The following is a 25,904-nucleotide window of genomic DNA, read 5'->3' as shown; positions in this document are numbered from 1 at the left end:
AGCACAGGCCGCAACGAGCAAGAAGGAGAAAGCCGCCCCTTGACCAAAACCTAAGACCCAAACCATACATGAAGGCGGGTCACTTCTCGGCGAAAATCCCGGGTCAGCTCTCAGCGGAAATCAACATCAACGCCTTGCTCAACTACGGCTACACCGTGCTGCGTTCGCTCGTTGCGCGCTCGGTGGTCGCGGCAGGGCTGCATCCGTCCATCGGCATCCACCACGCCAATCGCGGCAACGCGTTCGCACTGGCAGACGATCTCATCGAGCCGTTTCGGCCATTGGTCGACCTGGTAACCGTGAAGCTTGCCGCCAAGGGATGTTCAGAAGTGTCCTCCGACGCAAAACGCGCCTATGCGAGCCTGATCGCGCTCGACCTGCCAGGGGAAGACGGAACCACCACCGTCACGATGGCGGCAACGTATCTAAGTCAATCGCTGGCGCGTAGCTTCGAGACGGGCAAGGCGTCCAACCTTGCGCCGCCGCGCCCTCCCTCGGCGATCGAACTCGCCGGGCTGGGAGCCGTAGTCACGTGAGCGCCACTCAACTCAGTGGATATCGACTGATGTGGATTTTCGTCATGTTCGACCTACCGGTAATGACGAAGGCGCAAAGCAAGGCTGCCACCAAATTTCGCCAGTTCCTGCTCGACCAGGGCTTCGAAAAGAGTCAGTTTTCAGTCTATGCTCGGTTCTGCAACGGCAAGGAACAGTTCGAGACTTACATGCGGCGGATCGAGGACCATCTGCCGGACCGTGGAGATGTTCATGTCCTTACGTTTACGGACAAGCAATATGAAAACATCGTCCGATTCTCGGGCCAGCGACGCAGGAAGCCGAGAAAAAACCCCGACCAACTTGCTCTTTTTTGAAGCTGGCAGCGCTTTTCCACTACCTGCTGAAGCAGGTATCTCATTGGTTTTCAACAAGATACCTGCTCAGGTAGTGTAGCCGTTCAGAGATCGTGGTCCAGCGGCAACTCGCTGCTGTTTAAGACGTTTATCTACCCTAGTGTAGCCGTTCAGAGATCGTGGTCCAGCGGCAACTCATCTGCGTTACGGCTCATGTACTCGTTTAGTGTAGCCGTTCAGAGATCGTGGTCCAGCGGCAACGGCCTGCGCCGCGTGCCGTTCAACATCAAGAGTGTAGCCGTTCAGAGATCGTGGTCCAGCGGCAACTGCAAACCCACCGTGTGTTGTCCTGATTGCAGTGTAGCCGTTCAGAGATCGTGGTCCAGCGGCAACGCCGCCCCTACGCACTCGCTGCCATGCCACAGTGTAGCCGTTCAGAGATCGTGGTCCAGCGGCAACTCGTCGTACGCCAGCAACACCGGATCGACAGTGTAGCCGTTCAGAGATCGTGGTCCAGCGGCAACCCAACGGCACCGAAGGAGAAATCTTTCAAGAGTGTAGCCGTTCAGAGATCGTGGTCCAGCGGCAACACACGGCTTGTTCGCGTTCCTAATACCAATAGTGTAGCCGTTCAGAGATCGTGGTCCAGCGGCAACTCGACCGAGTTCGGGGACTTTCTTGGAAATAGTGTAGCCGTTCAGAGATCGTGGTCCAGCGGCAACCAGATCGCAAAAGAGCAGATGATCTAGTCAAGTGTAGCCGTTCAGAGATCGTGGTCCAGCGGCAACGCCTCCAGCAGATCGGACGCGAACGTCCTTAGTGTAGCCGTTCAGAGATCGTGGTCCAGCGGCAACTCGCCTCTTTCAGGCCAAAGAAGTGGGACCAGTGTAGCCGTTCAGAGATCGTGGTCCAGCGGCAACATTCCACTCATGTGCGAACTGCTGGCCGACAGTGTAGCCGTTCAGAGATCGTGGTCCAGCGGCAACTGGAACACCCAGTCGTAGTCATCGTATTCAGTGTAGCCGTTCAGAGATCGTGGTCCAGCGGCAACGGGCTGGTCACCGCGCCGTTTACGAGATTAGTGTAGCCGTTCAGAGATCGTGGTCCAGCGGCAACCCCGGGCGCAGTGCTGCCAATTCAGCCCGAAGTGTAGCCGTTCAGAGATCGTGGTCCAGCGGCAACTAGTTCGGCAGATCAGCCTCTTTCCGGGCCAGTGTAGCCGTTCAGAGATCGTGGTCCAGCGGCAACCGCGGCGCTGTATAGGGCAAACTCATGAACAGTGTAGCCGTTCAGAGATCGTGGTCCAGCGGCAACCAGGATGGCGATATCGGCGTCGTCGTGTGAGTGTAGCCGTTCAGAGATCGTGGTCCAGCGGCAACTCGCTTTCGCGTGTGAAGCCGGCCGCTATCAGTGTAGCCGTTCAGAGATCGTGGTCCAGCGGCAACTCCCGATGAAGTCTCGCGATGATCGAGAAGAGTGTAGCCGTTCAGAGATCGTGGTCCAGCGGCAACTGTTCATAACCGCTCTCGAAAACTCACTTAAGTGTAGCCGTTCAGAGATCGTGGTCCAGCGGCAACCCATTCATGCGGGTTTCGTCGCCGCCCATGAGTGTAGCCGTTCAGAGATCGTGGTCCAGCGGCAACGCTGCGTCGTTTCGGCGCTTGGCCTCGACGAGTGTAGCCGTTCAGAGATCGTGGTCCAGCGGCAACTTCCAAAAGCGCGTGTCGGTGGCCTTGGTGAGTGTAGCCGTTCAGAGATCGTGGTCCAGCGGCAACTGCCTGGCACTATTCACGTCGGAAGCGACGAGTGTAGCCGTTCAGAGATCGTGGTCCAGCGGCAACGACGCTGTTCTCATTGAATTCATAATCATTAGTGTAGCCGTTCAGAGATCGTGGTCCAGCGGCAACCGCCATGCTCTTTACGCTGCTTTATGTACGAGTGTAGCCGTTCAGAGATCGTGGTCCAGCGGCAACGAGGTCTTCGGTCGCAACCGCACGGCTGGCAGTGTAGCCGTTCAGAGATCGTGGTCCAGCGGCAACGTTCCGGGTGACGTGAACTCGAGCGAAAGCAGTGTAGCCGTTCAGAGATCGTGGTCCAGCGGCAACCGACTTTGCAGGCGATCGAAGTTCAAAAGCAGTGTAGCCGTTCAGAGATCGTGGTCCAGCGGCAACCAGCAGCGGGAACGCGGTTCCGTCCCGGTCAGTGTAGCCGTTCAGAGATCGTGGTCCAGCGGCAACAGGATGTTGCAGTGCGCGTCACGCAGGCAGAGTGTAGCCGTTCAGAGATCGTGGTCCAGCGGCAACCATGCACGTCCCACGTAGCGATCTCGCCGGAGTGTAGCCGTTCAGAGATCGTGGTCCAGCGGCAACGAGATGAGCGCTCTCCAGACTTAGGCCGGGAGTGTAGCCGTTCAGAGATCGTGGTCCAGCGGCAACCTGCCGCTGGCGCGGCTGAGCAGTCGCCGCCCGCAGCGACGTCAGGACGGCGCGGTCTGCCGCACGAAATGCGTCGGCGAGACCGCGTTCATCGGCAGATGGACCGGCACGAAATCCACCCCGCGCACGGCGCTGGGAATCTCGTCCGACATCGGCTCACGGCCGATCGGCCGCTTCGTCGGGTCGGCGACCGGAACCGTCGAAAGCAACTTGCGCGTATAGGGATGCTGCGGATTGCCGAAGACGGAGCGGCGGTCGCCGATCTCAACGATCTCTCCGAGATGCATGACGGCGACGCGGTGCGCGATGCGCTCGACGACGGCCATGTCGTGGCTGATGAAAAGGATGGCGATGCCGATGTCTCGCTGCAGGTCCATCAAGAGGTTGATGACCTGCGCCTGGATGGTCACGTCGAGCGAAGCGACCGCCTCGTCGGCGATGACGAGACGCGGGTCGAGCGCGAGCGCACGGGCAATGCAGATGCGCTGGCGCTGGCCGCCGGAGAAGGCATGCGGGTAGCGTTCGAGATGCTCGGCCGGCAGGTTGACCTTGGCCAGCAGCTCCGCCGCCCGCTGCCGCAGGTCGCCGCGCGACGCGATGCGGTGAACGCGCATCGGATCGGTCAGCGCCTGCGCGATCGTCATGCGCGGGTTGAGCGAGGAGAACGGGTCCTGGAACACCATCTGCACCTCGCGGCGAAAGGCGGCGAGGGCGGTGCGCCCCGCGCCAATGATCTCCTTGCCGTCGTAGCGGATGGAGCCGGACAGCGGTTTGTCGAGCTGCATGATGCTGCGCGCCACCGTCGATTTGCCGCAGCCGGATTCGCCGACCAGCGCCAGGGTCTCGCCGGGGAAGATGTCGAAAGAAACGTGCTCGACGGCGTGTACACGCCCTGAAATGCCGCCGAACGTCCCGCCCTTGAGATCGAAGCGGGTGACGAGGTCGCGGACCTCGATCAGAGGCTTTTTTCCGGCCGCGCTTGATCCGGCGGTCATAGGGCGGCCTCCGGCTCGGCGGTTTCCGCATCGTAGATGACGAGCGGGAATTTCTCGGGCGCGTCCTTGTCGGCCATGCTGCCGAGCCGCGGCACGGCCGAGATGAGGGCACGCGTGTAGCGGTGCCGGGGCGCGGCGAAGATCTGGTTCACCGGACCCGATTCGACGATCTCGCCCTTCAGCATGACGCAGACGCGATCGGCGATCTCGGCGACGACACCCATGTCGTGGGTGATGAAAAGCACCGACATGCCGATCTCGCGCTGCAGCGCGCGCACCAGATCCAGGATCTGCGCCTGGATGGTGACGTCGAGGGCAGTGGTCGGCTCGTCGAGGATCATCAGCGAGGGCCGACAGGCCAGCGCCATCGCTATCATGACGCGCTGGCGCATGCCGCCGGAAAGCTGGTGCGCATACTGGTCGAGCCGGCGCGCGGCATCCGGCACGCGCACCAGCTTGAGCACGTTGAGCGCTATGGCGCGCGCCTCGCGGGCGGATTTGCCCTGATGCCGCATGACGACCTCCGAAATCTGGTCGCCTATGGTGAAGACGGGATTGAGGCTCGACATCGGGTCCTGAAAGACGATGGAGAACTCAAAGCCGCGCAACGCCTCGACGCGCTTTTCCGAAAGCTGCGTCAGGTCGGTGATGCCGCCGTCCTTCAGCCGCATCAGGATGCGCCCGCCGGTGATCTTGGCGCCGTCATACTCGGTCAGGCGCATCACCGTCATGGCGGTGACGGATTTGCCGGAGCCGGATTCGCCGACCAGCGCCAGCGTCTCGCCGCGACCGATCTGGAACGACACGCCACGAACCGCACGCATCGGATTCGCCGCGCCGGCGGCAAAACAGACTTCAAGGTTTTCAACCGAAAGGATTACGCCGTCGGGAAGGCTCGCGGTGGCGACAGATTGGACGGACAATAGCAACTCCCGGCGCAACGGATCGCGTCTGCCGCCATCGAACGCAATGACCTTGCGGCTTGTCAATAGCGGCGGATGCCGAAGGCGCCCATGCAAATCCGCCGAAATCCGCCTCTGCGCGGGCAGTCGTCGGTGGTTATGCAAACTATGCATCGCCGTCTCGGATTTCGCATAGGCGATCAAGCCCGATTGGCGCTCAGCGCAGGGTGAGGGACGGATCGACGGTGCTGCGGGCGCCGACCTGTTCGGCGACCCGCGCCAGATGCTTCCACAGGATTTCGCCGTCGCGGCTGCGCGCGCCGATGCGCCGGAAGATCCTGATCTCGATCTCCAGGGTCATCTGCTGCCCGCCGATCTGCACCAGTTCGCCCTGGGCGATGGATTTCTGGACGCAAATCTGTGGCAGCCAGACCACGCCGCGGCCAGCGATGGCCATCTGTTTCAGCCCCTCCGCGAGGGACGACTGATAGACGAGGCTGAGGTTGAGGGGCCGCCGCCAGCGCGACTGGATGAGCGAGACCAGCTTGCCGAGATAACCGTCGCTCCAGGAATAGGCGAGGTACGGTATGCTGGTGCCCTCCGGCGCATCGAGGTCGTAGAGCGGCGCTCCCGTCGAATCCACGCCGGAGACAAGAACAAGACGATCCTTGCCGATCTGCTGTGATTCGAAGGGGCCAGCACCCAGCACCCGGGGCCCGTCGGGGTGGTTGTAGGTGATGATGAAATCGCATTTGCCCGAAGAGAGGTGTTCCACGCATTCGAGGAAATCGGCCGTGTGCATGCTGCTGTTGATGGGCGCGCTGGGCATGTCGGGATTGCTGATCCAGTTGGGGAAGAAATAGATGGCCAGCGTATGCAGGGCGGCGAAGGTCAGCAGCTGCGAACTGGCGCCGGCGGCGTTTCGGCAGTCGGTGCGCAGGCGATAGATGTCGCGCACCATCTCCTGGCAGCGCGGGACGAACATGTTGCCGGCATTGGTCAGATGAACCGGATAGGTGCTGCGGTCGATGAGTTCGGCCCCGACCCAGGCCTCCAGCGCCTTGATGCGCCGGCTGAAGGCCGGCTGCGAAATGTTGCGGGATGCCGCGGCGGTAGAGAAGTTGCGGGTCGCGACGATCTCCAGAAAATCTTCGAACCACGCCAGTTCCATCCGCTTCCTCATGCGTAACGCGCATAACCGATCCTATCTACGCATTGGACAGCAATGCAAGCGTCCTCCTAGCTTCGAAGGCAACGACAAGAAGACTGCTGTGTCCATCGTAGGGGAATATTTCCATGAAACGTGCTTTGGCATTGGCTTTGTGTCTGGGAGTCGGCACGGCGATTTCGCCTGCCGCCGCCGAGACCAAGAATCCCGGTACCTTCGTCTTTCTCTGGACTGACGACGTTCAATCCTTCGATCCCGCCTACATTGCCAACACCCCGAGTTCCTACGGGGTGTTGAACGTCTATAGCCGGCTGCTCAACTACAACGGCTCGCAGATATCCGAATTCGTGCCGTCTCTTTCGACCGAGGTGCCGAGCCTTGAAAACGGGCTGATCAAGCAGGGGGAGGACGGCTCGATCAGCTACACCTTCCCGATCCGCAAGGGCGTCCACGCACACAAGGTCGGCGTCAAGGGCGACGACGGCAAGATTACCTGGGAGTACTACGACGGGCTGAGCGAGGAGCAGAAGGCCAAGATCGAGCCGGGCTACGGCGAGATCACACCCGAGGACGTGCGCTATTCGCTGCTGCGCGCCATCCTGATGGGGCAGTCGTGGATGTCCAACGCCATCACCGAGGTGGTGTCGGCCAGCAAGTACACCGATATCGCCAAGTGGGCCGAGAGCGTCGGCAACGTGAAGGACATCAACGAGGCCAGCCCCGAGGCGCTGCGCAAGGTCTATGACGAACTCGCCTCGCAGATCACGGTCGAGGGCGACACCGTCACCTTGAAGCTGCCGAAGTCCTTCCCCGCCACGCTCGGGGTTCTCGCCCTGCCGTTCGGCGCCTCGATCGTCGACAAGGAATGGGTGGCCTCGGTCGGCGGCTGGGACGGCGACGGCGATACCTGGAAGAAGTACTATCGTCCCGAAGTCGGGGCCGATCCGCTGTTCGCCGAGGAAAACGGCACCGGCCCCTTCATGCTCGAGCAATGGGACCGCACCGACCGCCGCATCACGCTGAAGCGGTTCGACAACTATTTCATGGGTCCCGCCTCGCTCGAGCGGGTGGTCATCCGCACCGTGCCGGAATGGACGACGCGACGCCTGCAACTGCTTTCGGGCGATGCCGACTTCGTGACGACGCCGGTCGAGTTCCTCGACGAACTCAGCAAGACGGAAGGCGTGAAGGTCATCGACGGCCTGCCCAAGGTCTTCAGCCGCGGCCTCTATTTCGCCTGGCCGCTGGACGAGGCCGACAATTCCGCCATCGGCAGCGGCAAGCTCGACGGCAACGGCATCCCGCCGGACTTCTTCTCCGATATCGACGTCCGCAAGGGCTTCAATTACGCCCAGAACTACGATGTTCTCCTCAAGGACGTGGTGCTCGGCAAGACCGTGCAGGCGCGCGGCCCGACGGTGCGCGGCATCATGGGCTACCGGCCGGATTCGCCGATCTACACCTATGATCCGGAGAAGGCGGCCGAGCACTTCAAGAAGGCGTTCGGCGGCAAGTTGTGGGACGTCGGCTTCACCTTCACGGCCTATGTGCAGGAAGGCACCCCGCTTGGCACGGCAGCGCTGTCGGCGCTGCAGCAGGGCCTGCAGCGGATCAACCCGAAGTTCAAGATGAAGATCCAGTCGCTGCCGTGGGCATCGGTTTCGGACAAGCTGAACAATCGTGAAAAGCCCGCCTCGCCGCTGACCTATATGGGCTGGGGTCCGGACTATTCCGATCCGGGCGGGCCGCTGGGCGCCGCGACCTACTACCTGTCCCCGACGGGCCTTGTCGGCGGCATGCTGGGCCAGGGTTACCGCGACCTGATGACGGAGAAGTTCAAGCCGCTGCTGGACGAGGCGTGGGCTTCGAGCGATCCGGCCGTGCGCGAGCCGATCTATGCCAATCTGCAGGAAATGTCCTACGAATACGCCACGACCCAGTTCCTCTGGGAGGACTTCTCCTACATCGTCACGCGCAGCAACATCGACGGCTACGTGCACAACATGATCCTTTACGGTGCCTGGGACTTCTATCCCATCACCAAGAAGGCCGATTGACCGACGTCGACGAAGCGCCGGGCGGCAATGCCGCCCGGCAGTCCGACCAATCCCTCGCGCCGCGGGTCCGGATGTGCTGAATTACGCTCTGCGACGGCTGCTGATGCTTCCCGTCGTCCTCTTCGCCCTTTCGCTGATGCTGTTCGCGCTGCAGATGTCGCTGTCGCCGACGCAGCGGCTCGCCGCCTATGCGCCGTCGCCCGACTTCCTCAAGGGCGGGCAGGACAGCATCCGCAGGATGATCGAACAGTATGGGCTGAACGATCCGTTCTACGTCCAGTACGGGCGCTGGATCGGCAATATCCTGACCGGCAATCTGGGCTGGTCCGAAACCGCGCGCCAGCCGGTCGCCCATGCGCTGGCCTCGCTTTTGCCGGCGACGATGGAACTGGTCCTGCTCGCCTTCATTCCGAGCTTCCTGCTCGCCGTCTTTCTCGGCTCGCGCGCCGGCATCCATCTCAATCGCTGGCCCGATCACATCATCCGCATCTTCACCATCCTGGGCTGGTCCTTCCCGGTCTACGTCTTCGGCCTGCTGATGCTGCTGGTCTTCTATTCGGCACTCGACTGGTTCCCGCCCGGCCGGCTCAGCCAGTGGGCGCAGGCCGTCGTCCGGTCGCCCGACTTCACCCGCTACACGGGGGCGAACACGGTGGATGCCCTGCTCAACGGCAATCTGGCGATCTTCTTCGATTCGCTGCGGCACCTGGCGGCGCCGGTCATCACGCTCACCTATGTCAATATCGCCAACATGACGCGCATCATGCGTACCTCAATGCTTGAGACGCTGCGCCAAGACTATGTCCGCACGGCGCGCGCCAAGGGCATGCCGCGGCGTGTCGTGGAATTGCATCACGCCCGTCGCAACGCGCTTTTGCCGGTCGTCACGATCGCCGGCATGGAACTGGCCACCATGATGGGCGGTGTGGTCATCACCGAGACCATCTTCGACTATACCGGCCTCGGCCAGTTCGCCGCCAAGACCGCAGCCAATCTGGACTTTCCGGCCGTGCTCGGCTTCGGCCTGTACTTCGCTGTCGTGCTGGTGGTGATGAACCTCATCGTCGACCTCATCTATCCGCTGCTCGATCCGAGGGTGAAGACGCGATGAAGGTGCTTCGCTACCTCAGGCGCAATCCGATGTCGCTGCTGGGCTTTCTCTTGCTCCTGGCGTTCGTCCTCGTCGCCGTGTTCGCGCCGGTGCTGGCACCGCCGCAGGAATTCCAGCTGTCGGTCTATGACACGCCGCGCGCCGGCTTCCTGGCGACGCCGCAGCCGCCTTCGCCCGAATCCCCGTTCGGAACCACCGAAGGGCAATACGACATCTACTATGCCGTCGTCTGGGGCACCCGCACGGCCTTCAAGATCGGCCTCGGCGTCGTCGCCATCTCGGTGCTGATCGGGACGATCATAGGGTCGCTCGCAGCCTACTACGGGGGCGTCGTGGACGAAGTGCTGATGCGCATCGTCGACGTGTTCATGGCCGTGCCGTTCCTCATCGCCGCCATGGTGCTCACCGCGCTGCTCGGCAAGGGGCTCGGCCCGATCACCATCGCGCTGACGACCTTCGGCTGGATGGGCTATGCGCGCGTGGTGCGCAGCGAAATCCTGCGCATCCGCGAGATGGACTACGTGAACGCGGCGCGGAGCTACGGCGCCGGTGACCTCAGGCTGATCGTGCTTCACATCCTGCCCAATGCCTTCTTCCCGGTGCTCGTTCTCGCCACCATGGCCACGGGCTCGATGGTGCTCACCGCTTCGGCTCTCAGTTTCCTCGGCGTCGGCACCGAGGAAGGCTACGCCGACTGGGGGCAGTTCATCGCCTATGCGCGCAACTGGATCGTCGGTCAGCCCGGCAACCCGTTCCAATACTGGTATACGCTCGCTTTCCCCGGCGCCGCGATTTTCCTGTTCGTCCTGGCGTGGAACCTTGTCGGCGACGCTTTGCGCGACATCCTCGATCCCCGCCATACAAGCTGAAACTCAGGGAGTATCCGTCGTGTCTTCGCTTTCCAACAACGCCATCGAGCTTTTCGAGGACCTCATCCGCCATGAGGTCGAGGACAAGGCGATCCCCTCCATCTCCTACGCGCTCGTCGACCGCGACGGGCTGCTGCGCGACGGGCATATCCAGCGCCATGACCGGCACTTCGAGATGAAGGCCGACACCTGCTTCCGCATCGGCTCGATCACCAAGACCTTCACGTCCGCCGCCATCATGCAACTGGTCGAAAAGGGGCTGATCGACCTCGACGTCGACGTTTCCACCTACCTGCCCGGCTTCCAGCCGACCAATCCGTTCGCCGGGCGCGAAAGCGGGCCGTTCGGCTCCCAGATCAGCCTGCGCAAGCTGATGAGCCACACCGCCGGCATCGTGCGCGAACCCAAGAGCGGGCACTACCTCGACTCGCACAAGCCGCCGCTCGCCGACACGGTCGCCGAACTGGCCACCTCCACCCTGAAGCAGGATCCCAGCGCCGGCATCATGCACTATTCCAACGCCGGGATCGCGGTGGTCGGAATGGTGATCGAGCGGGTGACGCGAAAGAGCTACTCCGACTACATCACCGAGACCATCCTGAAGCCGCTCGGCATGAAGGACACATCCCCAGGCATGGCGCCGGGCATTCGCGAAAGGCTGGCGCCGGCCGACATGTGGACGTTGGAAGGCGACAGCCCGGCGCCGGTGTTCAACCTCGGCGGCTCGCCTGCAGGCAACATCTTCTCCACCACCGCCGACATGGCCCGCTATGCGCAGTGCCTGCTGCGGGGCGGTTTCGCGCCGGACGGCCATGCCGTCGTCAGCCCCGCCTCGCTACGCGAAATGTGGACTCCGGTCGGCAAGCGCCCGGCCGGCCACGACAAGGCGTTGAATGGCTACGGGCTGTGCTTCGGCGTCGGCGACATGGACGGGTGGACATCGGTCGGCCACGGCGGCGCGGTCTATGGCTACGCCTCGCAGATGCTCCTGTTGCCGCGGGCCGGCTTCGGCGTCCTCGTCTTCGCGACGCTCGATTTCGCCAACCAGATCGCCTCGCGGCTGGCGGGCGACGGACTGCGCGTCGCGCTTGCCGAGCAGGGCATGGGCCGGATGCCGCAGCGCAACCAGAAGGCGCCGGCCATAAGCGAAGAGCAGTTCGCGAGCCTGCCGGGACACTACCGGCACGAGGCGAGCGGCGAAGTCGTCGAGGTCAAGAGGAAGGACGGGAAGCTCTATCTGATGGGGGAAGGCGTGCCGTTGCAGATCCGCCCCGTCTCCGGCAACGACTTCGTCATCGACGGGCGCATCTACGGCCGCGGGGCCGACTATGCGCATATGAACGTCTCCTTCTCCGAAGGCGACACGCTGACGTGGAAGGGGGCGAAGTGGTTGCGCGTCGAGACCCTGCCGGTGGAGAAGGTCCCGTCCGAGATCGCGCCGCACCTGGGAGAATACGGTCCGGATTTCAATATCACCTATCTGAGCTACAGCCACGGCGAGTTGAAATGCCTGATCGAATATTTCTGCACGCATACGTGCGAGCCGGTCGATGCAGGCCGTTTCCGTATGCACGGCCTGCTCTACGAGGAGGAGATCCTCGAACTCGATGCGGTCGACGAGAAAGGTCGCCGCGGCATCCGGGTCGGGCCGATGTTCCTGGAGCGCCGGCGCGCCGAAGTGGCGGCCTGACCGGCAACGACCGCGGCGGTGACGGCCGCCGAAGCCGCACGGATTTCACCCGGATCGAAAGGCAGGGACATGAAGGTCTTCATCAGCGCCGACATCGAAGGTACGGCAGGCATCACCAACTGGGACGAGGCGCGCAAGGGGCATCCGGAATACGCCGAGTTCCGCGAATACATGACCGACGAACTGGTGGCCGCCTGCGAGGGTGCCAGGGCCGCCGGTGCCACCGAGATCGTCGTCAAGGATGCCCATTCGACGGCGCGCAATCTCATCCTTTCGAAGCTTCCCGACTACGTGCGTATCGTCCGCGGCTGGAGCGGGCATCCCGATGCGATGATGTTTGGCATCGACGAGAGTTTCGACGCCGCCCTCTACACCGGCTACCACAACAAGGCCGGCACCGACACCAATCCGCTGGCGCACACGCTGACCGGCACTGTGTCGAGAATGTTCCTCAATGGTGAGATCGCGTCCGAATACACGCTCAACGCGCATTGCGCGGCTCGCTACGGCGTACCGTCGGTATTCCTGTCGGGCGACGCCGGCATGTGCGGCGAGGCGAAGGCGCTGGTTGCCGACATTGCCACCGTCGCCACCAGCCAGGGCTTCGGCCCGGCCACCTCCTCGCTGTCGCCGCAAGGGTCGATGAAAGCCATTCGCGAGACGGTCGAGGCCGCGCTGTCGCGCGATCTGTCGACATGCCTGCCGAAGCTGGCCGACAGCTTCGAACTCGTCGTCGAGTTCACCACCCCGATCGAAGCCTTCAAGGGAAGCTGGTATCCGGGCATCGAGCATCCCGCACCGCGCACGCTTCGCTTCCGGGCGAACGACTTCTTCGACATCCAGCGCGCGATACGCTTCGTCGTTTGAACGGCGGCCATACGGAAGGCATGCTTTCCGTTTGCTTTTGCCCCATCAGCCTCCTGCACATCGACGAAGCCGTCGACAAGCAATTGCAGCACGCCGTTTATCCTCCGGCGAGACGGGGCAGCAGGAAGATTTCCGCGTCTTGCGGCAATTGCTTCGACCAGGTGTCGCGGTAGATCGTCCCGTCGATGGAGACGGCGATACCACGGTCTATCCAGGGCTGAAGGCCGGGATGCTGCTCAGCCAGTTTCCTGAACAGCTCCCTTATGTCCTTGGCCTCGATGTCGAGCTTGTTGGTGCCTCCGGCGGCCCTTCCGAGCGACCCCCAGAGCGTGACCTCGACCATCAGCCTTCCCGTGCGGCCTCGAGCGCGGCCAGAACGCGCGGCGGCGACATCGGGATGTGCGTCATGCGCACGCCCGCCGCGTTCGACAGCGCGTTGGCGATCGCCGCCAGCGGCGGCACGATCGAGGTTTCGCCGACGCCGCGCACCCCGTAGGGATGGTTGGGGTTGGGAATCTCGAGGATCTGCGTGTCAATCATCGGCAGGTCGGAGCAGACCGGGATGCGGTAGTCGAGGAAGCCCGCATTCTGCAGCCGCCCGTCCTTGCCGTAAATATACTCCTCGTTGAGCGCCCAGCCGATGCCTTGCGCCGCACCGCCCTGGTACTGGCCCTCGACATAGGTCGGATGCACCGCCTTGCCGGCATCCTGCACCACCGTATAGCGCAGCACCCGCGTGGCGCCGGTCTCGGGATCGACCTCGATGTCGCAGATGTGGGTGGCGAAGGAGACGCCGGCGCCGTCGGCGACAAGCTCGCTGTGACCGGCGATCGGCCCGCCCGTCGTGCCGGACGCGGCGGCGATCTCCTTCAGCGACAGTTTGCCGAGATTGCCGTGCTTCTCGCCCCTGGCGACCGCGTGGCCATGTTCCCAGGCGACGTCATCGACGGAAATGTCCCACATCTGGGCGGCGCGCTCGCGCAGCGTCCTGATGGCGTTGCGGGCGGCCGAAATGGTCGCCATCGAAGTAGAGAAGGTGCCGCGGCTGCCGTCGGTCATGTCGTTGTAGCCGAGGCTCGATGTGTCGGCGACCACCGCCTTCACATGCTCGTAGGCAATGCCGAGTTCCTCCGCCGCGATCAGTGACAGCGAGGCGCGCGAGCCGCCCACGTCGATGGTGCCGACGGCAAGCGAGACCGAACCGTCCATTCCGATGTTGAGGTCGGTGCAGGTCTGGCCGCCGAAGTTGAACCAGAAGCCGCAGGCCATGCCGCGTCCCTGGTTCTTGCCGAGCGGCGCCTTCATGTGCGGATGGTTCTTCACCGCTTCCAGCGTCGGGCCGATGCCGATCGGGCCGTAGACCGGGCCGTAGGAAGACCGCGTGCCTTCCTGGGCGGCGTTTTTGATGCGGAAATCGACCGGGTCCATGCCGACCATCTTGGCCAGTTCGTCGATCGCGCTTTCCACCGCGAAGGCCGCCATCGGCGCCGAGGGCGCGCGGTAGGCCGCGGTCTTCGGCCGGTTGACCAGCACCTCGTAGCCGACGGTCTTGACGTTCTCGAGCCTGTAGCAGGCGAAGGAGGTCATGGCGCCGACTTCGGCCCATGAGCCGGCATAGGGGCCGCAGGAATAGCGCAGCGTCGCTTCGGCGGCGGTGATGGTGCCGTCCTTGCGGGCGCCGATCCTGACGTCGATCGAGGTGGCGCTTGTCGGGCCGGAGGCGCGGAACACCTCGTCGCGCGTCATCACCAGCTTCACCGGCCGGCCGGCCTTGCGCGACAAGGCGAGTGCCACCGGCTCGGCCCAGACGTGGGTCTTGCCGCCGAAGCCGCCGCCGATCTCGGAAGAGGTGACGCGCAGTTTCGAGGCGTCCATGCCGAGCAGTTGGGCGCAGTGCTGGCGGTAGACGAAATGGCCCTGCGTGCAGACCCACAGGTCCGCCGTGCCGTCGGCATTGGCGCTCGCCACGCAAGCGTGCGGCTCGATATAGCCCTGATGCGTCTGCTCGGTCCTGAAGGAGCGCTCGACGACGAAATCGGCGTGGCCGAAGCCCGCGTGGACATCGCCATGGCCGAACTGGCTGCGCTTGGTGACGTTGGACGGCTTGACCGGCTTTTCCTCGAGACCTTCGGTGAAGACGGCGTCGTTGATGAGGGGTGCCCCGTGCTTCATCGCCTCGTCGACATCGGTCACATGCGCCAGCACTTCGTAGTCGACCTCGATGAGCTTCAGCGCCTGCCTTGCCGTGCGGGCGTCGATGGCGGCGACGGCGGCCACCGCGTGGCCGTCATAGAGTGCCTTCTTGCGTGCCATGCAGTTGTCGAGGATGTCGTACATGGCGGCGTCGCCATTGGTGTGATCGGGCAGGTCGGCGGCTGTGATGACCGCCTTCACGCCCGGCAGCTTTTCAGCTTTCGAGGTGTCGATCTTCTTGATTTTGGCGTGCGCGTGCGGGCTGCGCAGGATGCGCCCGACCAACTGGCCGGCCATGTTGAAGTCGGCGCCGTAGCGGGCGCGGCCCGTCACCTTGTCGATGCCGTCCGGGCGGATGGGGCGGGTGCCAACGGCGGTAAAATTGCGCGTCGAATAACGTGGATCGAAATTCATCGGTCAGGCTCCCCGCATCATGTTGGCCGCGTCCTGGACGGCGCGAACGATCTTGTCGTAACCGGTGCAGCGGCACAGGTTCCCGGCGAGGCCGAAGCGGATTTCCTCCTCGGTCGGCGAGGGGTTCTTGGCCAGCAGGTCCTTCGCCGCGATCAGGAAGCCCGGCGTGCAGATGCCGCACTGAAGGGCCGCGTGCTCGAGGAACTTCTGCTGCAACGGGTGCAATTGCTCGCCATGCGCCATGCCCTCGACGGTCTCGACCTGCCGCCCTTCGGCTTCGGCGCCGAGCACGAGGCACGAGCACACCAGGCGGCCATCGAGGATGACTGAGCAGGCGCCGCAGTCGCCGGTGCCGCAGCCTTCCTTGGCGCCGGTCAGGCCCAGACGGTCGCGCAGCACTTCCAGCAGCGTCTCGTCGGGCTGGCACAGATATTCGACGGAATCGCCGTTGATCGTGGTTGAAACAGCTACACCGGCCATCATTTGCCTCCTGCACGCTGATAGGCGGTCACGGCGGCCCGCCTGGCCAGCACGCCCGCGACTTTTCTTCTGAATTCGATGGTGCCGCGCTTGTCGTCGATGGGGCGGCAGGCGCCCGAGCAGACCTTTGCAAGCCGCTCCAGCGTTGCTTCGTCGAGCTTCGAGCCGACGAGGACTTCGGCAGCCTCTTCCACCAGAAGCACCGTCGGCGCCGCGGCGCCCAGCGCCACGCGGGCCGTCTTGACGGCGCCCTTTTCGTCGAGCGTCAGGTTCACGCCGGCGCTGACCACCGCAATGTCCATTTCGGTGCGCGGGATGAAGCGCAGATAGGCGTCGCCCGCGTGCGGCGGGCGCTTGTCGAGCAGGATCGCCTCGATGATCTCGCCTTTGGCGAGCGTGGTCCTGCCGGGTCCGGCAGGCACGGTCTCGACAGGGATGGTGCGCCGGCCCGACGGCCCGACGATCACTGCTTTGGCGCCGGCCGCCACCATCGCCGGCACGCTGTCGGCCGCCGGCGAGGCGTTGCAGAGGTTGCCGACGATGGTACAGCGTCCCTGCACCTGCTTGGAGCCGATCAGCCTGGCCGCCTCGACCACGCCGGGCCAGGCCTTCTTCAGGGCGGTGTTTTCGCCGAGCACGGCACTGGGAACCGCGGCTCCGATCCTGAAGCCTTCGGCTGTTTCCTGTACATCACCGAGTCCCGGGACGGCCTTGATGTCGACGATGAGGTCGGGCTCGACGAAGCCGCCCTTCATTCTCACCAGGAGGTCGCTGCCTCCGGCCAGGATTGCGGCTGTTCTGGCCGAACTGGCCAGCGTGCCGACGGCATCTTCTATTGAAAGCGGACGTATGTAGCGCATCGTCTCCCCTGGGTGATCGCGATTTTATCGTTGTTTATAGGGCGCTTTGTTCGATTGGCCATCCAAATATTGCTGTTCCAGAGACTGGAATCCGGCACAGTCGTAGTGCCAGGGTCGCGCCGCCGTCGTCGCTACCCACTATCTGAGAAAAGCGGCAATGGCCGCCGGCGTCAACGATCCGCGCAATCGTTCGAGATCGACGGTCGTCGGCATCCCCAAGTCGTGCATGCGACGAAGTCGGGGCGCGGTTAACAGCCGATGGCCGGACGTGGAGATAAGGAAATCAACGACGACAGGACAAAACTGCTTTCGGGTGCCTTTGTGGCCGCACTGGCCGCGCTCCAGTGTCAGCGCAGCGCGTCCCCGCCCAGAGAGATTGCTTCCGAAGCCTCCAGCAGCTTCGCTTCCAGCATGCGCATCTTTTCTTCCGGGATATCGATGGGCAGGACAAAGCAGATCGTCGCTTCCACCTGCCCGGCCTGGTTGGTGATGGGCGCGGCAAGGCATTGCGTGAAACGGCTGATCATGCCCACGGTCCTGGCCAGCGGCAACTGCGTGTGGGCATGACATTCCGCGGCGAATGCGGCGATGTCGACGGGTTTGCCGTCGGGCATCGTCCGGTCCTCAGGTTCGAGGATCGCCGAGATTTCCGCCAACGGCGTTTGCGACAGCATCAGCCTACCGGACGCCGTCCATGGCAAGGGGATGCGCGAGCCGATTTCGGAGCTGATGCGCAGCGGCCGCGAGCCGGGGCGAGCGTGGACGATCACCTGTTTGCCGTGCAAGCGCGTGCAAAGCTCGCTCGTCTCGCCCGTCTCCTTTGCCAGCGCGTCGACCATTTCGCGTCCGCGCGCGACGATGTCGTTGGCGCGCAGATAGCTTGCCCCGTAAAGATAGATCAACTTGCCGAAATAGACGTTGCTCTCCTTGCCGCGCACCTCCAGCAGTCCCGCCTCGGACAGGATGTTCACCAGATCATAGATCGTCGATTTGGGCGCGCCGAGAGCGTGCGGCAATTCCGCCAGCCGGGCAGGCCCTCCGTTCGACTGAAGGAAGGAAAACAGCTTCAGAACCCTGTCGACGCCGCGTTCGCGCGGTCCCCGCGCCATGCGGGTCTTCGCCGGAGGGGTCTTGTCCGTCAAAGGTCGGTCCATTTGGGGCTGATCCATTTTCGCCGATCTCGATTGCCAAGCCGTATGGAATAGGTTACCGTCTCTAATATAAGAAAGTAGTCCAATATATAAGACTATTCAAGGCCGCCAGATCGTGAACGTGCCAACCCATGAGGAGACATCGATGACCGAAGGAACTGAACGCCGCGATTTTCTGAAGCTCGGACTCGGAGGTGCGGCGCTCGGCGCGCTTTCGGCCTCGGTCCTGCTCGATCCCAAACAAGCGGCCGCGCAGGCCGCCAGCGACAGCCTGCTGCGCACCGTGCTCGACCGCGGCCATTTGATCGTCGGCACCGGCAGCACCAACGCGCCGTGGCACTTCGAGAACGACGCCGGCGAACTCGTCGGCATGGACATCACCATGGGCCGCATCATCGCCCAGGCGCTGTTCGACGATCCGTCCAAGGTCGAGTTCGTCAAGCAGGACGCGCAGCAGCGCATCCCCAACATCGTCACGAACAAGGTGGACATCACGCTCCAGTTCATGACGATCTCGGGTGCCCGCGCGCAGCTCATCAATTTCACCCGCCCCTACTATGTCGAGGGCGTGGCGCTGATGACCAAGCCGGACTCCGCGGCCAAGACTTACGACCAACTCAAGGCCAAGGGCAGCGGCGCGCGCATCGCCATCCTGCAGAACGTCGACGCCGAGACGACGGTCCACAAGGTGCTTCCCGAAGCACAGGTGATGCAGATCGATACCCAGGCCAACGTCTTCCAGGCGCTCGAATCCAACCGCGCCGACGCTTCGGCGGTCGATCTTTCCAACGTGCGCTGGCTGGTCTCGAAGAATCCGGACCGCTATTTCGACGCCGGCATGCAGTGGAACAGCATGCTTTACGGCGGTGGCGTGCGGCAGGGCGATCTCGACTGGCTGCAATTCGTCAACACGGCCTTCAATATCGCCATGTTCGGCCACCAGAACGAACTCTACGACAAGGCTTTCAAGGATTATTTCGGCATGGAGCCGCCGGTGCGCAAGCCGGGCTTCCCGACCATCTGATCGCCTCGCCTCCCGGCCGCGATGGCGGCCGGGAGGCGTCCGCCGCACGAGGAAGCAGCGAGGCCCGATGGGCTACCACCTTAATTTCAATCTGATCTGGCGGCATTTCGACAAGCTCTGGCAAGGGCTCGTCCTCAGCCTGGAACTGGCGGTGGTGTCGATCCTGATCGGCGCCGCCATCGGGCTTCTCCTCGCCGTCTGGTACGTTTCCGCCGGCAAGGTGGTGCGCGCGGCGATCTCGGCCTATGTCGAGTTCATCCGCAACGTGCCGCTGATCCTTCTGGTCTACATCGTCTTCTACGGCATCCCGACGGTCGTCGATTTCGCCTACAGCCCCACAGCTTCCTTCATCGGTACGCTGTCGCTCTATTCGGGCGCCTATCTGGTGGAGGTCTTCCGCTCCGGCCTGGAAGCCGTGCCGCGCGGGCAACTGGACGCCGGCAAGGCGATCGGCCTGACGCCCTGGCAGCGGCTGCTCTACGTGCGCCTGCCGACGATGACCAGGATCACCCTGCCGGCGCTGTCCAACACGTTCATCTCGCTGTTCAAGGACACGTCCGTCGCCTCCGTCATCGCCGTGCCCGAGCTGACCTACGGCGCGCAGTGGATCAACTTCAACACGTTCCGCATCGTCGAGGTCTATATCGTCACGACGATCATGTACCTGGTGACGGGCTACGGCATCCTGTTCGGTCTCAGGCAGGTCGAGCGCCGCTTCAAGGTGGAGCGCTGAGCATGGCCACGATCCTCTATGCCCTGCCGTTCCTGCTGCAAGGATTTCTCATCACCCTTTGGGTGTCGGCGCTGGTGGTTGTTTTCTCGCTCGCCGGCGGCCTCGTGCTCGGGGTCGGGCTGGTCTACGGGCCTCGCACTGTGCAATGGCTGGTCAGGCTGTTCAGCGACTGCATCCGCGGCATTCCGATCCTGGTGCTGATCTTCGTCGTCTACTACGGCTTCCCGCCGCTGGGCATCGCCATCAACGCGTTCTGGGCCGGGGTGGTGGCGCTGACCCTGTTCAAGGGCGCGCAGGTGATCGAATATGTGCGGGGCGCCATTTCCTCGATCCCCAAGGGGCAGATGGAGGCCGGCAAGGCCATCGGCCTGACCTTCGTGCAGCGCCTGCGCTACGTCATCTTTCCGCAGGCCGTGCGCCGCTTCCTGCCGCCGTGGATCAACGGCGTGACCGACGCGGTCAAGGGCAGCGCGCTGATCTCGCTGCTCGGCATCGTCGACCTGATGCAGTCGATCAACGAGGTGATCGGCCGCACCTATGAGGCCATGCCGCTCTACCTGCTCGGCGCGTTCATCTACTTCGCCATCAACTATTCGCTCTCGCTCACCAGCCGGTTCGTGGAACGGCGCTATGCTTATATCCGGGACTGAGACCATGAACGCAAACCAGCAGCCGCTTCTCAAGATCGACGATCTGCGCAAGTCCTTCGGCCAGGCAAACATCCTCAAGGGCATCGACATGGCCGTCAACAAGGGCGAGGCGGTCGCGATCATCGGCCCGTCCGGCAGCGGCAAGACCACCTTGCTGCGCTGCGTCAATTTTCTCGAAACCTACGAGGAAGGCTCGATCCGGATCGACGGGCAGGAAGTCGGCTACCGCGACGGCGGCAACCGCCAGCGGCGCGGCGAGACCGACCTTGCCCGCATGCGCGCCGAAACCGGCATGGTGTTCCAGAGCTTCAATCTTTTTCCGCATTTGACGGCGGCTGAGAATGTCATGCTCGGCCTCACCAAGGTGCGCCGCAAGCCGAAGCAGGAAGCGCGCGAGATCGCCGAACATTGGCTCAAGCGCGTCGGTCTCGACCACCGCATCGACAACCTGCCGTCGGAACTGTCCGGCGGCCAGCAACAGCGGGTCGGCATCGCCCGCGCCGTCGCCATGGAGCCGAAGATCCTGCTGCTCGACGAGATCACCTCGGCGCTCGACCCGGAACTGGTCAACGAGGTCCTCGACGTCGTGCGCCAGCTCGCCGAGGAAGGCATGACCATGCTGATGGTGACGCACGAGATCGCCTTCGCGCGCGACGCCAGCCACCGCATCGTCTTCATGGACGACGGCAAGGTGGCCGCCGAAGGGCCGCCGAAGGAACTGATGGCGCAAGCCGGCTCCAACCAGCGGCTGGATGCCTTCCTGTCGCGTTTCAGAACCAGTCATTTGCATTAAGACGAACGGTCAGCCCATGCCTGCCAACGACCAGATTGCCGCGCGCGGCCTTCAACTGCCGCCGGTTCCCACGCCGATCGGGACGTTCCGCAACGTCCTGCAGGTCGGCAACGTCCTTTACGTGTCCGGGCAGGGGCCGCTCGACCGCAACGGCGTTCTTCAAAAAGGCAAGGTGGGCCGCGACGTTACCGTCGAGGCGGCCTACGAGCATGCACGGCTGACCGGCCTCAACATCCTTTCGGTGCTGAGAGCCCACCTCGGCGATCTGGCGCGGGTCAAGCGGTTCGTCAAGCTGCTCGGCTTCGTCAACGCCACCGGCGACTTCGCCGAGCACCCGGCGGTCATCAACGGCTGTTCCGATGTCCTTGTCGAGGTTTTCGGCGAGGCCGGCGTGCATGCGCGCTCGTCGATCGGCGTCGCCTCTCTGCCCAACAATATTACCGTAGAAGTCGAGGCGATCGTCGAGATTTTCGCCGAAGGAGACAATCATGGATAACCGCAACGCCAGCGCCGCAACCGGCAGTAACGAGACGATCCGGGAGCGTCTCGGGCTGCGGCCGATCATCAACGTGTCGGGAACGATGACGGCGCTGGGCGCTTCCATCATCGTGCCGGAGGCGATCGCGGCGATGGCAGAGATCGCCCCGCAGTTCGTCGAGATGGACGATCTTCATCGTGCCGCCAGCAAGGTCGTCGCCCGGCTGACGGGCGGCGAGGCAGGCTTCATCACCGCCTCCTGCGCCAGCGGCATCTCCCTCGCACTTGCCGGGGCGATGACCGGCACGAATCTTCTGGCGATCGAGCGCCTGCCCGATCTCGCCACGGGCCTCAAGGACGAGGTGATCGTGCAGATCGGCCATATGGTCTCCTTCGGCGGCAACATCGACCAGGCGATCCGGCTTTGCGGCGGCAAGGTCGTCGAGGCCGGCACCGTCAGCGTCGTCAACGACTACCATGTCGCCGATGCGATCAACGAGCGCACGGCCGCCGGCCTCTACGTGGTGTCGCACCACACCGTCCAGTATGGCATGCTCTCGCTGCCCGAGTTCGCGGAAATCTGCCACGCCGCTGGCGTGCCGGTCATCGTCGACGCCGCTTCCGAATACGACCTGCAGCGGTTTCTGCGCGACGGCGCCGACATCGTCATCTACAGCGGCCACAAGTTCCTCGGCGGCCCGACCACCGGCATCGTCGCCGGCCGCAAGGACCTCGTGCGCGCCGCCTTCCTCCAGAACCGCGGCATCGGCCGCGGCATGAAGGTCGGCAAGGAAAGCATCGCTGGCGTGATCGCGGCACTCGAAGCGTGGGAGAAGCGCGACCATGCCGGCATCCGGCGCCGCGAAAGCGAGGCCCTGCATTTGTGGCAGGACACGCTGACCGGCCTGCCGGGGATCAGGGCCGAGATCGTTCCCGACCCGACCGACAACCCGCTGGACCGTATCGAGATCACCGTGTCGCCGGAGTCGGGCTATTCGGCGGCAGGTCTCGCCAAGGCGCTGTCGCTGGCGGAGCCGCCGATCATCGTGCGCAACCATGAAGTCGAGCGCGGCCACTTCTTCCTCGACCCCTGCAATCTGCACGAGGGAGAGGCGGAGATCGTCGCCAATGTCCTCAAGCGCGTGCTGACGGCAAACCCGAAGCCAGACTACGCGCTGATGACACCCCGCAAAACCAGCCGTACGGCGCTTTCCTGGCCTGACTAGAGCATCGGACCGAAAAGTGGAATCCGGTTTTCGGTGATTCCGATGCTCTACCAATAATTTAGATCGCCCTTTGTGCGTCCGAATGGACGCACGGCGATCTAGGACCGGCGCAGCCGGGAACCTGCCTCCGACCCTTTCGCGCGTTATTCGATCCGTCGTTGTCCTTCCGGCAGGGTCAGTTCGCAGACGGTTGCGAAGACCACGTCCACGCCTCGCGCAAGCTGCTCGTAATCCGTCCATTCTTCGGGGGCGTGGGAGATGCCGTTGCGGCTGGGCACGAAGACGAGGCCGGTGGGTGCGAATTGAGCCATGATCATCGCGTCGTGGCCTGCTCCGCTGACCATGGTCCGGCTTTTCAGGCCCAGGGTTCCCGCGTGGCGTGTCAAGGTACTGTGCAATTCCACCGAAAGCAGCACGGGGGAAACGAACAGTTGCTCCTCGACCTTGACCGTCAGGCCGTTCCCGCCCGCTTGCTCGATGACGGAACGGCTTCGCTCGACGAGCGTCCGAACCACCTCATCTTTCGGAGCGCGGATATCGACGGTGAAGGTCACGAGATCCGGGATCACGTTCGCGCCGCCGGGATGGACCTCCAGCTTGCCCACGGTGAGCACGGCGTCCTGTCCGATTGCGCAAGCCAGATCCGGTAGCTGGGACAGCGCTGCCACCGCACCGACCAGGGCATCGCGCCGCGCATTCATCGGCGTGGTGCCGGCATGCCCCGCCTGTCCCCTGAACGTCACCTTCAACTGGGCCATTCCGACGACGCGGTCGACGATGCCGACGTCGTCGCCTTGTGCCTCCAGCACCGGACCCTGCTCGATGTGAAGTTCGAGGAAGGCGTAGACGGAACCCGGCTTCAGCACCGCACGATGCGCCTGCGCCGGGTCAAGCCCAAACCTAGCCATTGCCTCTGCCATGGTGATGCCGTCGTCGTCGGCCAGCGCATCGAAGCTTCCCATATCCAGCCGGCCTGCGAGGATGCGTGAGGCGACCATTCCGCCGCCGAAGCGTGTCCCCTCTTCCTCGATCATGCCGATGAACTCGATCGGCCGTTCCGGCATCAGACCACGATCCCTGAACAGGGACGCGATTTCTATCCCGGCGACGACGCCGGCCTGTCCATCGAACTTGCCGCCGTTGGGGACGGAATCGAAATGCGAACCGATCATGACCGGAGCGAGATCGGGGTTGCTGCCCTCCAGCCGGCCGATGACATTGCCGACCTCATCCTCGCGCACCGTGAGGCCTGCGGATTCCATTTCGGCGCGCAGGAAGTCGGCGGCCTGTCGGAATTCCGGACTGTAGGTCAGCCGCGTCGTTCCCTCGCCGGGCGTCGCGGTGAACCGGTCCAGCCCCTCGATCAGGCGCTGGATACGCTGCGGATCAGAAAACCGTGTCACAGCAAAAAACTCCGCGAAATTGCCGCTGGTACGGCCAGCCCCGTCAGTCCGGGGCGACAGGAGACCGGCTGGCGGCGCGTGTCAACCGGCAAGGCGCGATCTGCGCACCGGTACTTTATCGAGCTTGCGAGATCGCCCATCACTCCCGCAGAAGCGGGAGGGTTTCATTGGTGATATATGACTGGACATAAGTGTCTATGAATTCTAGTTTCGATCAACTTTTCGGCTGGAAAGATCGCTGCTTGTGCCCCACTCGTCGGCGAAACATCACTCGGGCGTGGACGCAGGCCTGGCATGACACGCAGTTATTCGGCGCTATCGCTGTTCAAGGAGGGGCTCGCGGGCCAGACCGGCTGGGAGCCGGCGTGGCGTTCGCCTGAGCCGAAGGCGCGCTATGACGCGATCGTCATCGGCGGCGGCGGCCACGGGCTGGCGGCGGCCTATTATCTGGCGAAGAACCACGGCATCACCAATGTCGCGCTGCTGGAGAAGGGCTGGATCGGCGGCGGCAACACCGGCCGCAACACCACCGTGGTGCGCTCGAACTATTTCTATCCCGAAAGTGCGGCGATCTACGGGTTGGCGCATTCGCTCTACAAGGGCCTGTCGGCGGACCTCAACTACAACATCATGCTGTCGCAGCGAGGCGTCCTCACGCTGGCGCACAGCGAGACGGGGCTGGAGACGGCGGCGCGCACGCTCAACGCCATCCAGGTCAACGGCATCGATTCCGAGCTGTTGTCGCTGGAGGAGGTGAAGCGGCTGGTGCCGATCTACAATTGGGGGCCGGACGCCCGCTACCCGGTGTTCGGCGGCACCATCCAGAGAAGCGGCGGCACCGCCCGCCACGATGCCGTCGCCTGGGGTTATGCGCGCGCGGCCAGCCGCCTCGGCGTCGACATCATCCAGAATTGCGAAATCACCGACTTCATCATCGAGGGCGGGCGCTGCCGCGGCGTGGCGACGACGAGAGGGACGATGCGGGCCGAGCGCACCGGCATGGCGGTTGCCGGCCATTCCTCGGTGCTGGCGGGTAAGGCCGGCTTCCGGCTGCCGGTCAACTCCTACGCCTTGCAGGCCTGCGTGTCGGAGCCGGTGAAGCCGATCCTCGACACGGTTGTGATCTCACCCGACACCGGCGTCTATGTCAGCCAGTCGGACAAGGGCGAGATGGTGATCGGCGGCGCGCTCGACCGCATCCCCTCCTACGGCCAACGCGGCAACCTGCCGGTGCTGGAAGGGGTGCTCGCCGGCATGCTCGACATGTTCCCGGTGCTCGGCCAGCTGAAGCTGATGCGGCAATGGGCCGGCATCGTCGACGTGGTGCCGGATTCCTCGCCGATCATCGGCGAGACGCCGCTGCCCGGCCTGTTCATCAACTGCGGCTGGGGCACCGGCGGCTTCAAGGCGATCCCCGCCGGCGGCACGCTGCTCGCCCATCTGCTCGCCACCGGCAAGCATCACGACATCAGCCGCCCCTTCGATCTTGACCGCTTCACCACCGGTCGCCTGATCGACGAGGCGGCCGGCTCCGGCATCGCGCACTGACGGTTTTC

General features: G+C 63.7%; 21 protein-coding genes, 1 pseudogene and 1 CRISPR repeat array. Of the genes and pseudogenes, 14 read left to right on the top strand and 8 right to left on the bottom strand.

Going from position 1 to position 25,904, the window contains the following annotated elements; genetic code table 11:
• Together E6C48_RS15205 and cas2 are read left to right on the top strand one after the other, a co-directional pair.
• On the top strand, positions 1-536 hold a 536-nt coding region (locus tag E6C48_RS15205; RefSeq protein ID WP_206086510.1), incomplete at its 5' end, for a CRISPR-associated endonuclease Cas1.
• A 29-nt stretch (positions 537-565) separates the two neighbouring features.
• Positions 566-871: a CRISPR-associated endonuclease Cas2 gene (cas2, locus tag E6C48_RS15200; RefSeq protein WP_136358651.1), complete on the top strand. Its 306-nt coding sequence runs from the start codon at positions 566-568 to the stop codon at positions 869-871.
• Between the two features lie 72 nt (positions 872-943).
• A CRISPR array of direct repeats spans positions 944-3,285; the repeat unit is 36 nt; unit sequence AGTGTAGCCGTTCAGAGATCGTGGTCCAGCGGCAAC.
• 41 nt (positions 3,286-3,326) lie between these two features.
• Here the strand turns inward: cas2 and E6C48_RS23190 are convergent.
• Together E6C48_RS23190 and E6C48_RS15185 are read right to left on the bottom strand one after the other, a co-directional pair.
• Positions 3,327-5,209: pseudogene (locus tag E6C48_RS23190) on the bottom strand (ABC transporter ATP-binding protein).
• A 190-nt stretch (positions 5,210-5,399) separates the two neighbouring features.
• Positions 5,400-6,365, bottom strand: coding sequence for a LysR family transcriptional regulator (locus E6C48_RS15185; RefSeq protein WP_230978781.1), 966 nt, complete (start codon positions 6,363-6,365; stop codon positions 5,400-5,402).
• Between the two features lie 113 nt (positions 6,366-6,478).
• Between E6C48_RS15185 and E6C48_RS15180 the strand changes: the two genes are divergently transcribed.
• The 5 genes from E6C48_RS15180 (at position 6,479) to E6C48_RS15160 (ending at position 12,944) form a co-directional block, all read left to right on the top strand.
• Entirely contained in the window at positions 6,479-8,407 is a 1,929-nt protein-coding gene (locus E6C48_RS15180) for an ABC transporter substrate-binding protein (protein WP_136358646.1), read from the top strand.
• Between the two features lie 103 nt (positions 8,408-8,510).
• Positions 8,511-9,518, top strand: coding sequence for an ABC transporter permease (locus tag E6C48_RS15175; RefSeq protein ID WP_230978780.1), 1,008 nt, complete (start codon positions 8,511-8,513; stop codon positions 9,516-9,518).
• On the top strand, positions 9,515-10,387 hold the full coding sequence (locus tag E6C48_RS15170) for an ABC transporter permease (protein WP_136358644.1): 873 nt from the start codon (positions 9,515-9,517) through the stop codon (positions 10,385-10,387). Before E6C48_RS15175 ends, E6C48_RS15170 begins: the two co-directional genes overlap by 4 nt.
• Positions 10,388-10,406: 19 nt before the next feature.
• Entirely contained in the window at positions 10,407-12,077 is a 1,671-nt protein-coding gene (locus E6C48_RS15165; protein ID WP_136358642.1) for a serine hydrolase domain-containing protein, read from the top strand.
• 69 nt (positions 12,078-12,146) lie between these two features.
• A complete protein-coding gene (locus E6C48_RS15160; RefSeq protein ID WP_136358640.1) occupies positions 12,147-12,944 on the top strand; it encodes a M55 family metallopeptidase in 798 nt (265 codons plus the stop codon).
• A 97-nt stretch (positions 12,945-13,041) separates the two neighbouring features.
• On the opposite strand, the gene E6C48_RS15155 is transcribed toward E6C48_RS15160, so the two are convergent.
• From E6C48_RS15155 to E6C48_RS15135, 5 genes are all read right to left on the bottom strand, one after another.
• The gene (locus E6C48_RS15155; RefSeq protein ID WP_136358638.1) at positions 13,042-13,287 is read right to left on the bottom strand and encodes a MoaD/ThiS family protein; all 246 of its coding nucleotides are present in this window, start codon (positions 13,285-13,287) and stop codon (positions 13,042-13,044) included.
• Positions 13,287-15,551 (bottom strand): xanthine dehydrogenase family protein molybdopterin-binding subunit, encoded by a 2,265-nt coding sequence (locus tag E6C48_RS15150; RefSeq protein ID WP_136358636.1) that lies wholly within the window; start codon positions 15,549-15,551, stop codon positions 13,287-13,289. The genes E6C48_RS15155 and E6C48_RS15150 overlap by 1 nt, the downstream gene beginning before the upstream one ends.
• A 3-nt stretch (positions 15,552-15,554) precedes the next feature.
• The gene (locus E6C48_RS15145) at positions 15,555-16,031 is read right to left on the bottom strand and encodes a (2Fe-2S)-binding protein (RefSeq protein WP_136358634.1); all 477 of its coding nucleotides are present in this window, start codon (positions 16,029-16,031) and stop codon (positions 15,555-15,557) included.
• Positions 16,031-16,891: an FAD binding domain-containing protein gene (locus tag E6C48_RS15140; protein ID WP_136358632.1), complete on the bottom strand. Its 861-nt coding sequence runs from the start codon at positions 16,889-16,891 to the stop codon at positions 16,031-16,033. The genes E6C48_RS15145 and E6C48_RS15140 overlap by 1 nt, the downstream gene beginning before the upstream one ends.
• 347 nt (positions 16,892-17,238) lie before the next feature.
• Positions 17,239-18,000, bottom strand: a complete 762-nt coding sequence (locus tag E6C48_RS15135; protein WP_168734540.1) for an IclR family transcriptional regulator — start codon at positions 17,998-18,000, stop codon at positions 17,239-17,241.
• Positions 18,001-18,187: 187 nt separating this feature from the next.
• Here E6C48_RS15135 and E6C48_RS15130 point away from each other — a divergent pair, with 187 nt between their 5' ends.
• From E6C48_RS15130 to E6C48_RS15105, 6 genes are all read left to right on the top strand, one after another.
• Positions 18,188-19,066, top strand: coding sequence for a transporter substrate-binding domain-containing protein (locus tag E6C48_RS15130; RefSeq protein WP_136358628.1), 879 nt, complete (start codon positions 18,188-18,190; stop codon positions 19,064-19,066).
• A gap of 67 nt (positions 19,067-19,133) precedes the next feature.
• Positions 19,134-19,799, top strand: a complete 666-nt coding sequence (locus E6C48_RS15125; RefSeq protein WP_136358626.1) for an amino acid ABC transporter permease — start codon at positions 19,134-19,136, stop codon at positions 19,797-19,799.
• A 2-nt stretch (positions 19,800-19,801) separates the two neighbouring features.
• Entirely contained in the window at positions 19,802-20,449 is a 648-nt protein-coding gene (locus tag E6C48_RS15120) for an amino acid ABC transporter permease (protein WP_136358624.1), read from the top strand.
• Positions 20,450-20,453: 4 nt separating this feature from the next.
• Entirely contained in the window at positions 20,454-21,242 is a 789-nt protein-coding gene (locus tag E6C48_RS15115) for an amino acid ABC transporter ATP-binding protein (RefSeq protein ID WP_136358622.1), read from the top strand.
• A gap of 16 nt (positions 21,243-21,258) precedes the next feature.
• Complete coding sequence (locus E6C48_RS15110) at positions 21,259-21,738, top strand: RidA family protein (protein WP_136358620.1); 480 nt, start codon at positions 21,259-21,261, stop codon at positions 21,736-21,738.
• Positions 21,731-22,945 (top strand): aminotransferase class V-fold PLP-dependent enzyme, encoded by a 1,215-nt coding sequence (locus tag E6C48_RS15105; RefSeq protein ID WP_136358618.1) that lies wholly within the window; start codon positions 21,731-21,733, stop codon positions 22,943-22,945. Before E6C48_RS15110 ends, E6C48_RS15105 begins: the two co-directional genes overlap by 8 nt.
• Before the next feature lie 143 nt (positions 22,946-23,088).
• Here E6C48_RS15105 and E6C48_RS15095 read toward each other — a convergent pair whose 3' ends face one another.
• Positions 23,089-24,348 (bottom strand): Zn-dependent hydrolase, encoded by a 1,260-nt coding sequence (locus E6C48_RS15095; protein WP_136358616.1) that lies wholly within the window; start codon positions 24,346-24,348, stop codon positions 23,089-23,091.
• 294 nt (positions 24,349-24,642) lie between these two features.
• On the opposite strand from E6C48_RS15095, the gene E6C48_RS15090 reads away from it, so the two are divergent.
• Positions 24,643-25,896, top strand: a complete 1,254-nt coding sequence (locus E6C48_RS15090) for a sarcosine oxidase subunit beta family protein (RefSeq protein WP_136358614.1) — start codon at positions 24,643-24,645, stop codon at positions 25,894-25,896.
• Positions 25,897-25,904 lie beyond the last annotated feature (8 nt).

This window comes from Ollibium composti, from assembly GCF_004801285.1.
GTDB lineage: Bacteria > Pseudomonadota > Alphaproteobacteria > Rhizobiales > Rhizobiaceae > Mesorhizobium > Mesorhizobium composti.
Note: the sequence above shows the minus strand (reverse complement) of the source record. Positions and strands in the feature narration are given on the sequence as shown.

What these genes read in the sequence shown, in the direction of transcription:
- cas2 (WP_136358651.1), top strand. Translation starts at nt 566, where the DNA reads ATGTGGATTTTCGTCATGTTCGACCTACCGGTAATGACGAAGGCGCAA.
- E6C48_RS15185 (WP_230978781.1), bottom strand. Translation starts at nt 6,365, where the DNA reads ATGAGGAAGCGGATGGAACTGGCGTGGTTCGAAGATTTTCTGGAGATC.
- E6C48_RS15180 (WP_136358646.1), top strand. Translation starts at nt 6,479, where the DNA reads ATGAAACGTGCTTTGGCATTGGCTTTGTGTCTGGGAGTCGGCACGGCG.
- E6C48_RS15175 (WP_230978780.1), top strand. Translation starts at nt 8,511, where the DNA reads ATGCTTCCCGTCGTCCTCTTCGCCCTTTCGCTGATGCTGTTCGCGCTG.
- E6C48_RS15170 (WP_136358644.1), top strand. Translation starts at nt 9,515, where the DNA reads ATGAAGGTGCTTCGCTACCTCAGGCGCAATCCGATGTCGCTGCTGGGC.
- E6C48_RS15160 (WP_136358640.1), top strand. Translation starts at nt 12,147, where the DNA reads ATGAAGGTCTTCATCAGCGCCGACATCGAAGGTACGGCAGGCATCACC.
- E6C48_RS15155 (WP_136358638.1), bottom strand. Translation starts at nt 13,287, where the DNA reads ATGGTCGAGGTCACGCTCTGGGGGTCGCTCGGAAGGGCCGCCGGAGGC.
- E6C48_RS15150 (WP_136358636.1), bottom strand. Translation starts at nt 15,551, where the DNA reads ATGAATTTCGATCCACGTTATTCGACGCGCAATTTTACCGCCGTTGGC.
- E6C48_RS15145 (WP_136358634.1), bottom strand. Translation starts at nt 16,031, where the DNA reads ATGGCCGGTGTAGCTGTTTCAACCACGATCAACGGCGATTCCGTCGAA.
- E6C48_RS15140 (WP_136358632.1), bottom strand. Translation starts at nt 16,891, where the DNA reads ATGCGCTACATACGTCCGCTTTCAATAGAAGATGCCGTCGGCACGCTG.
- E6C48_RS15135 (WP_168734540.1), bottom strand. Translation starts at nt 18,000, where the DNA reads ATGGCGCGGGGACCGCGCGAACGCGGCGTCGACAGGGTTCTGAAGCTG.
- E6C48_RS15130 (WP_136358628.1), top strand. Translation starts at nt 18,188, where the DNA reads ATGACCGAAGGAACTGAACGCCGCGATTTTCTGAAGCTCGGACTCGGA.
- E6C48_RS15125 (WP_136358626.1), top strand. Translation starts at nt 19,134, where the DNA reads ATGGGCTACCACCTTAATTTCAATCTGATCTGGCGGCATTTCGACAAG.
- E6C48_RS15120 (WP_136358624.1), top strand. Translation starts at nt 19,802, where the DNA reads ATGGCCACGATCCTCTATGCCCTGCCGTTCCTGCTGCAAGGATTTCTC.
- E6C48_RS15115 (WP_136358622.1), top strand. Translation starts at nt 20,454, where the DNA reads ATGAACGCAAACCAGCAGCCGCTTCTCAAGATCGACGATCTGCGCAAG.
- E6C48_RS15110 (WP_136358620.1), top strand. Translation starts at nt 21,259, where the DNA reads ATGCCTGCCAACGACCAGATTGCCGCGCGCGGCCTTCAACTGCCGCCG.
- E6C48_RS15105 (WP_136358618.1), top strand. Translation starts at nt 21,731, where the DNA reads ATGGATAACCGCAACGCCAGCGCCGCAACCGGCAGTAACGAGACGATC.
- E6C48_RS15090 (WP_136358614.1), top strand. Translation starts at nt 24,643, where the DNA reads ATGACACGCAGTTATTCGGCGCTATCGCTGTTCAAGGAGGGGCTCGCG.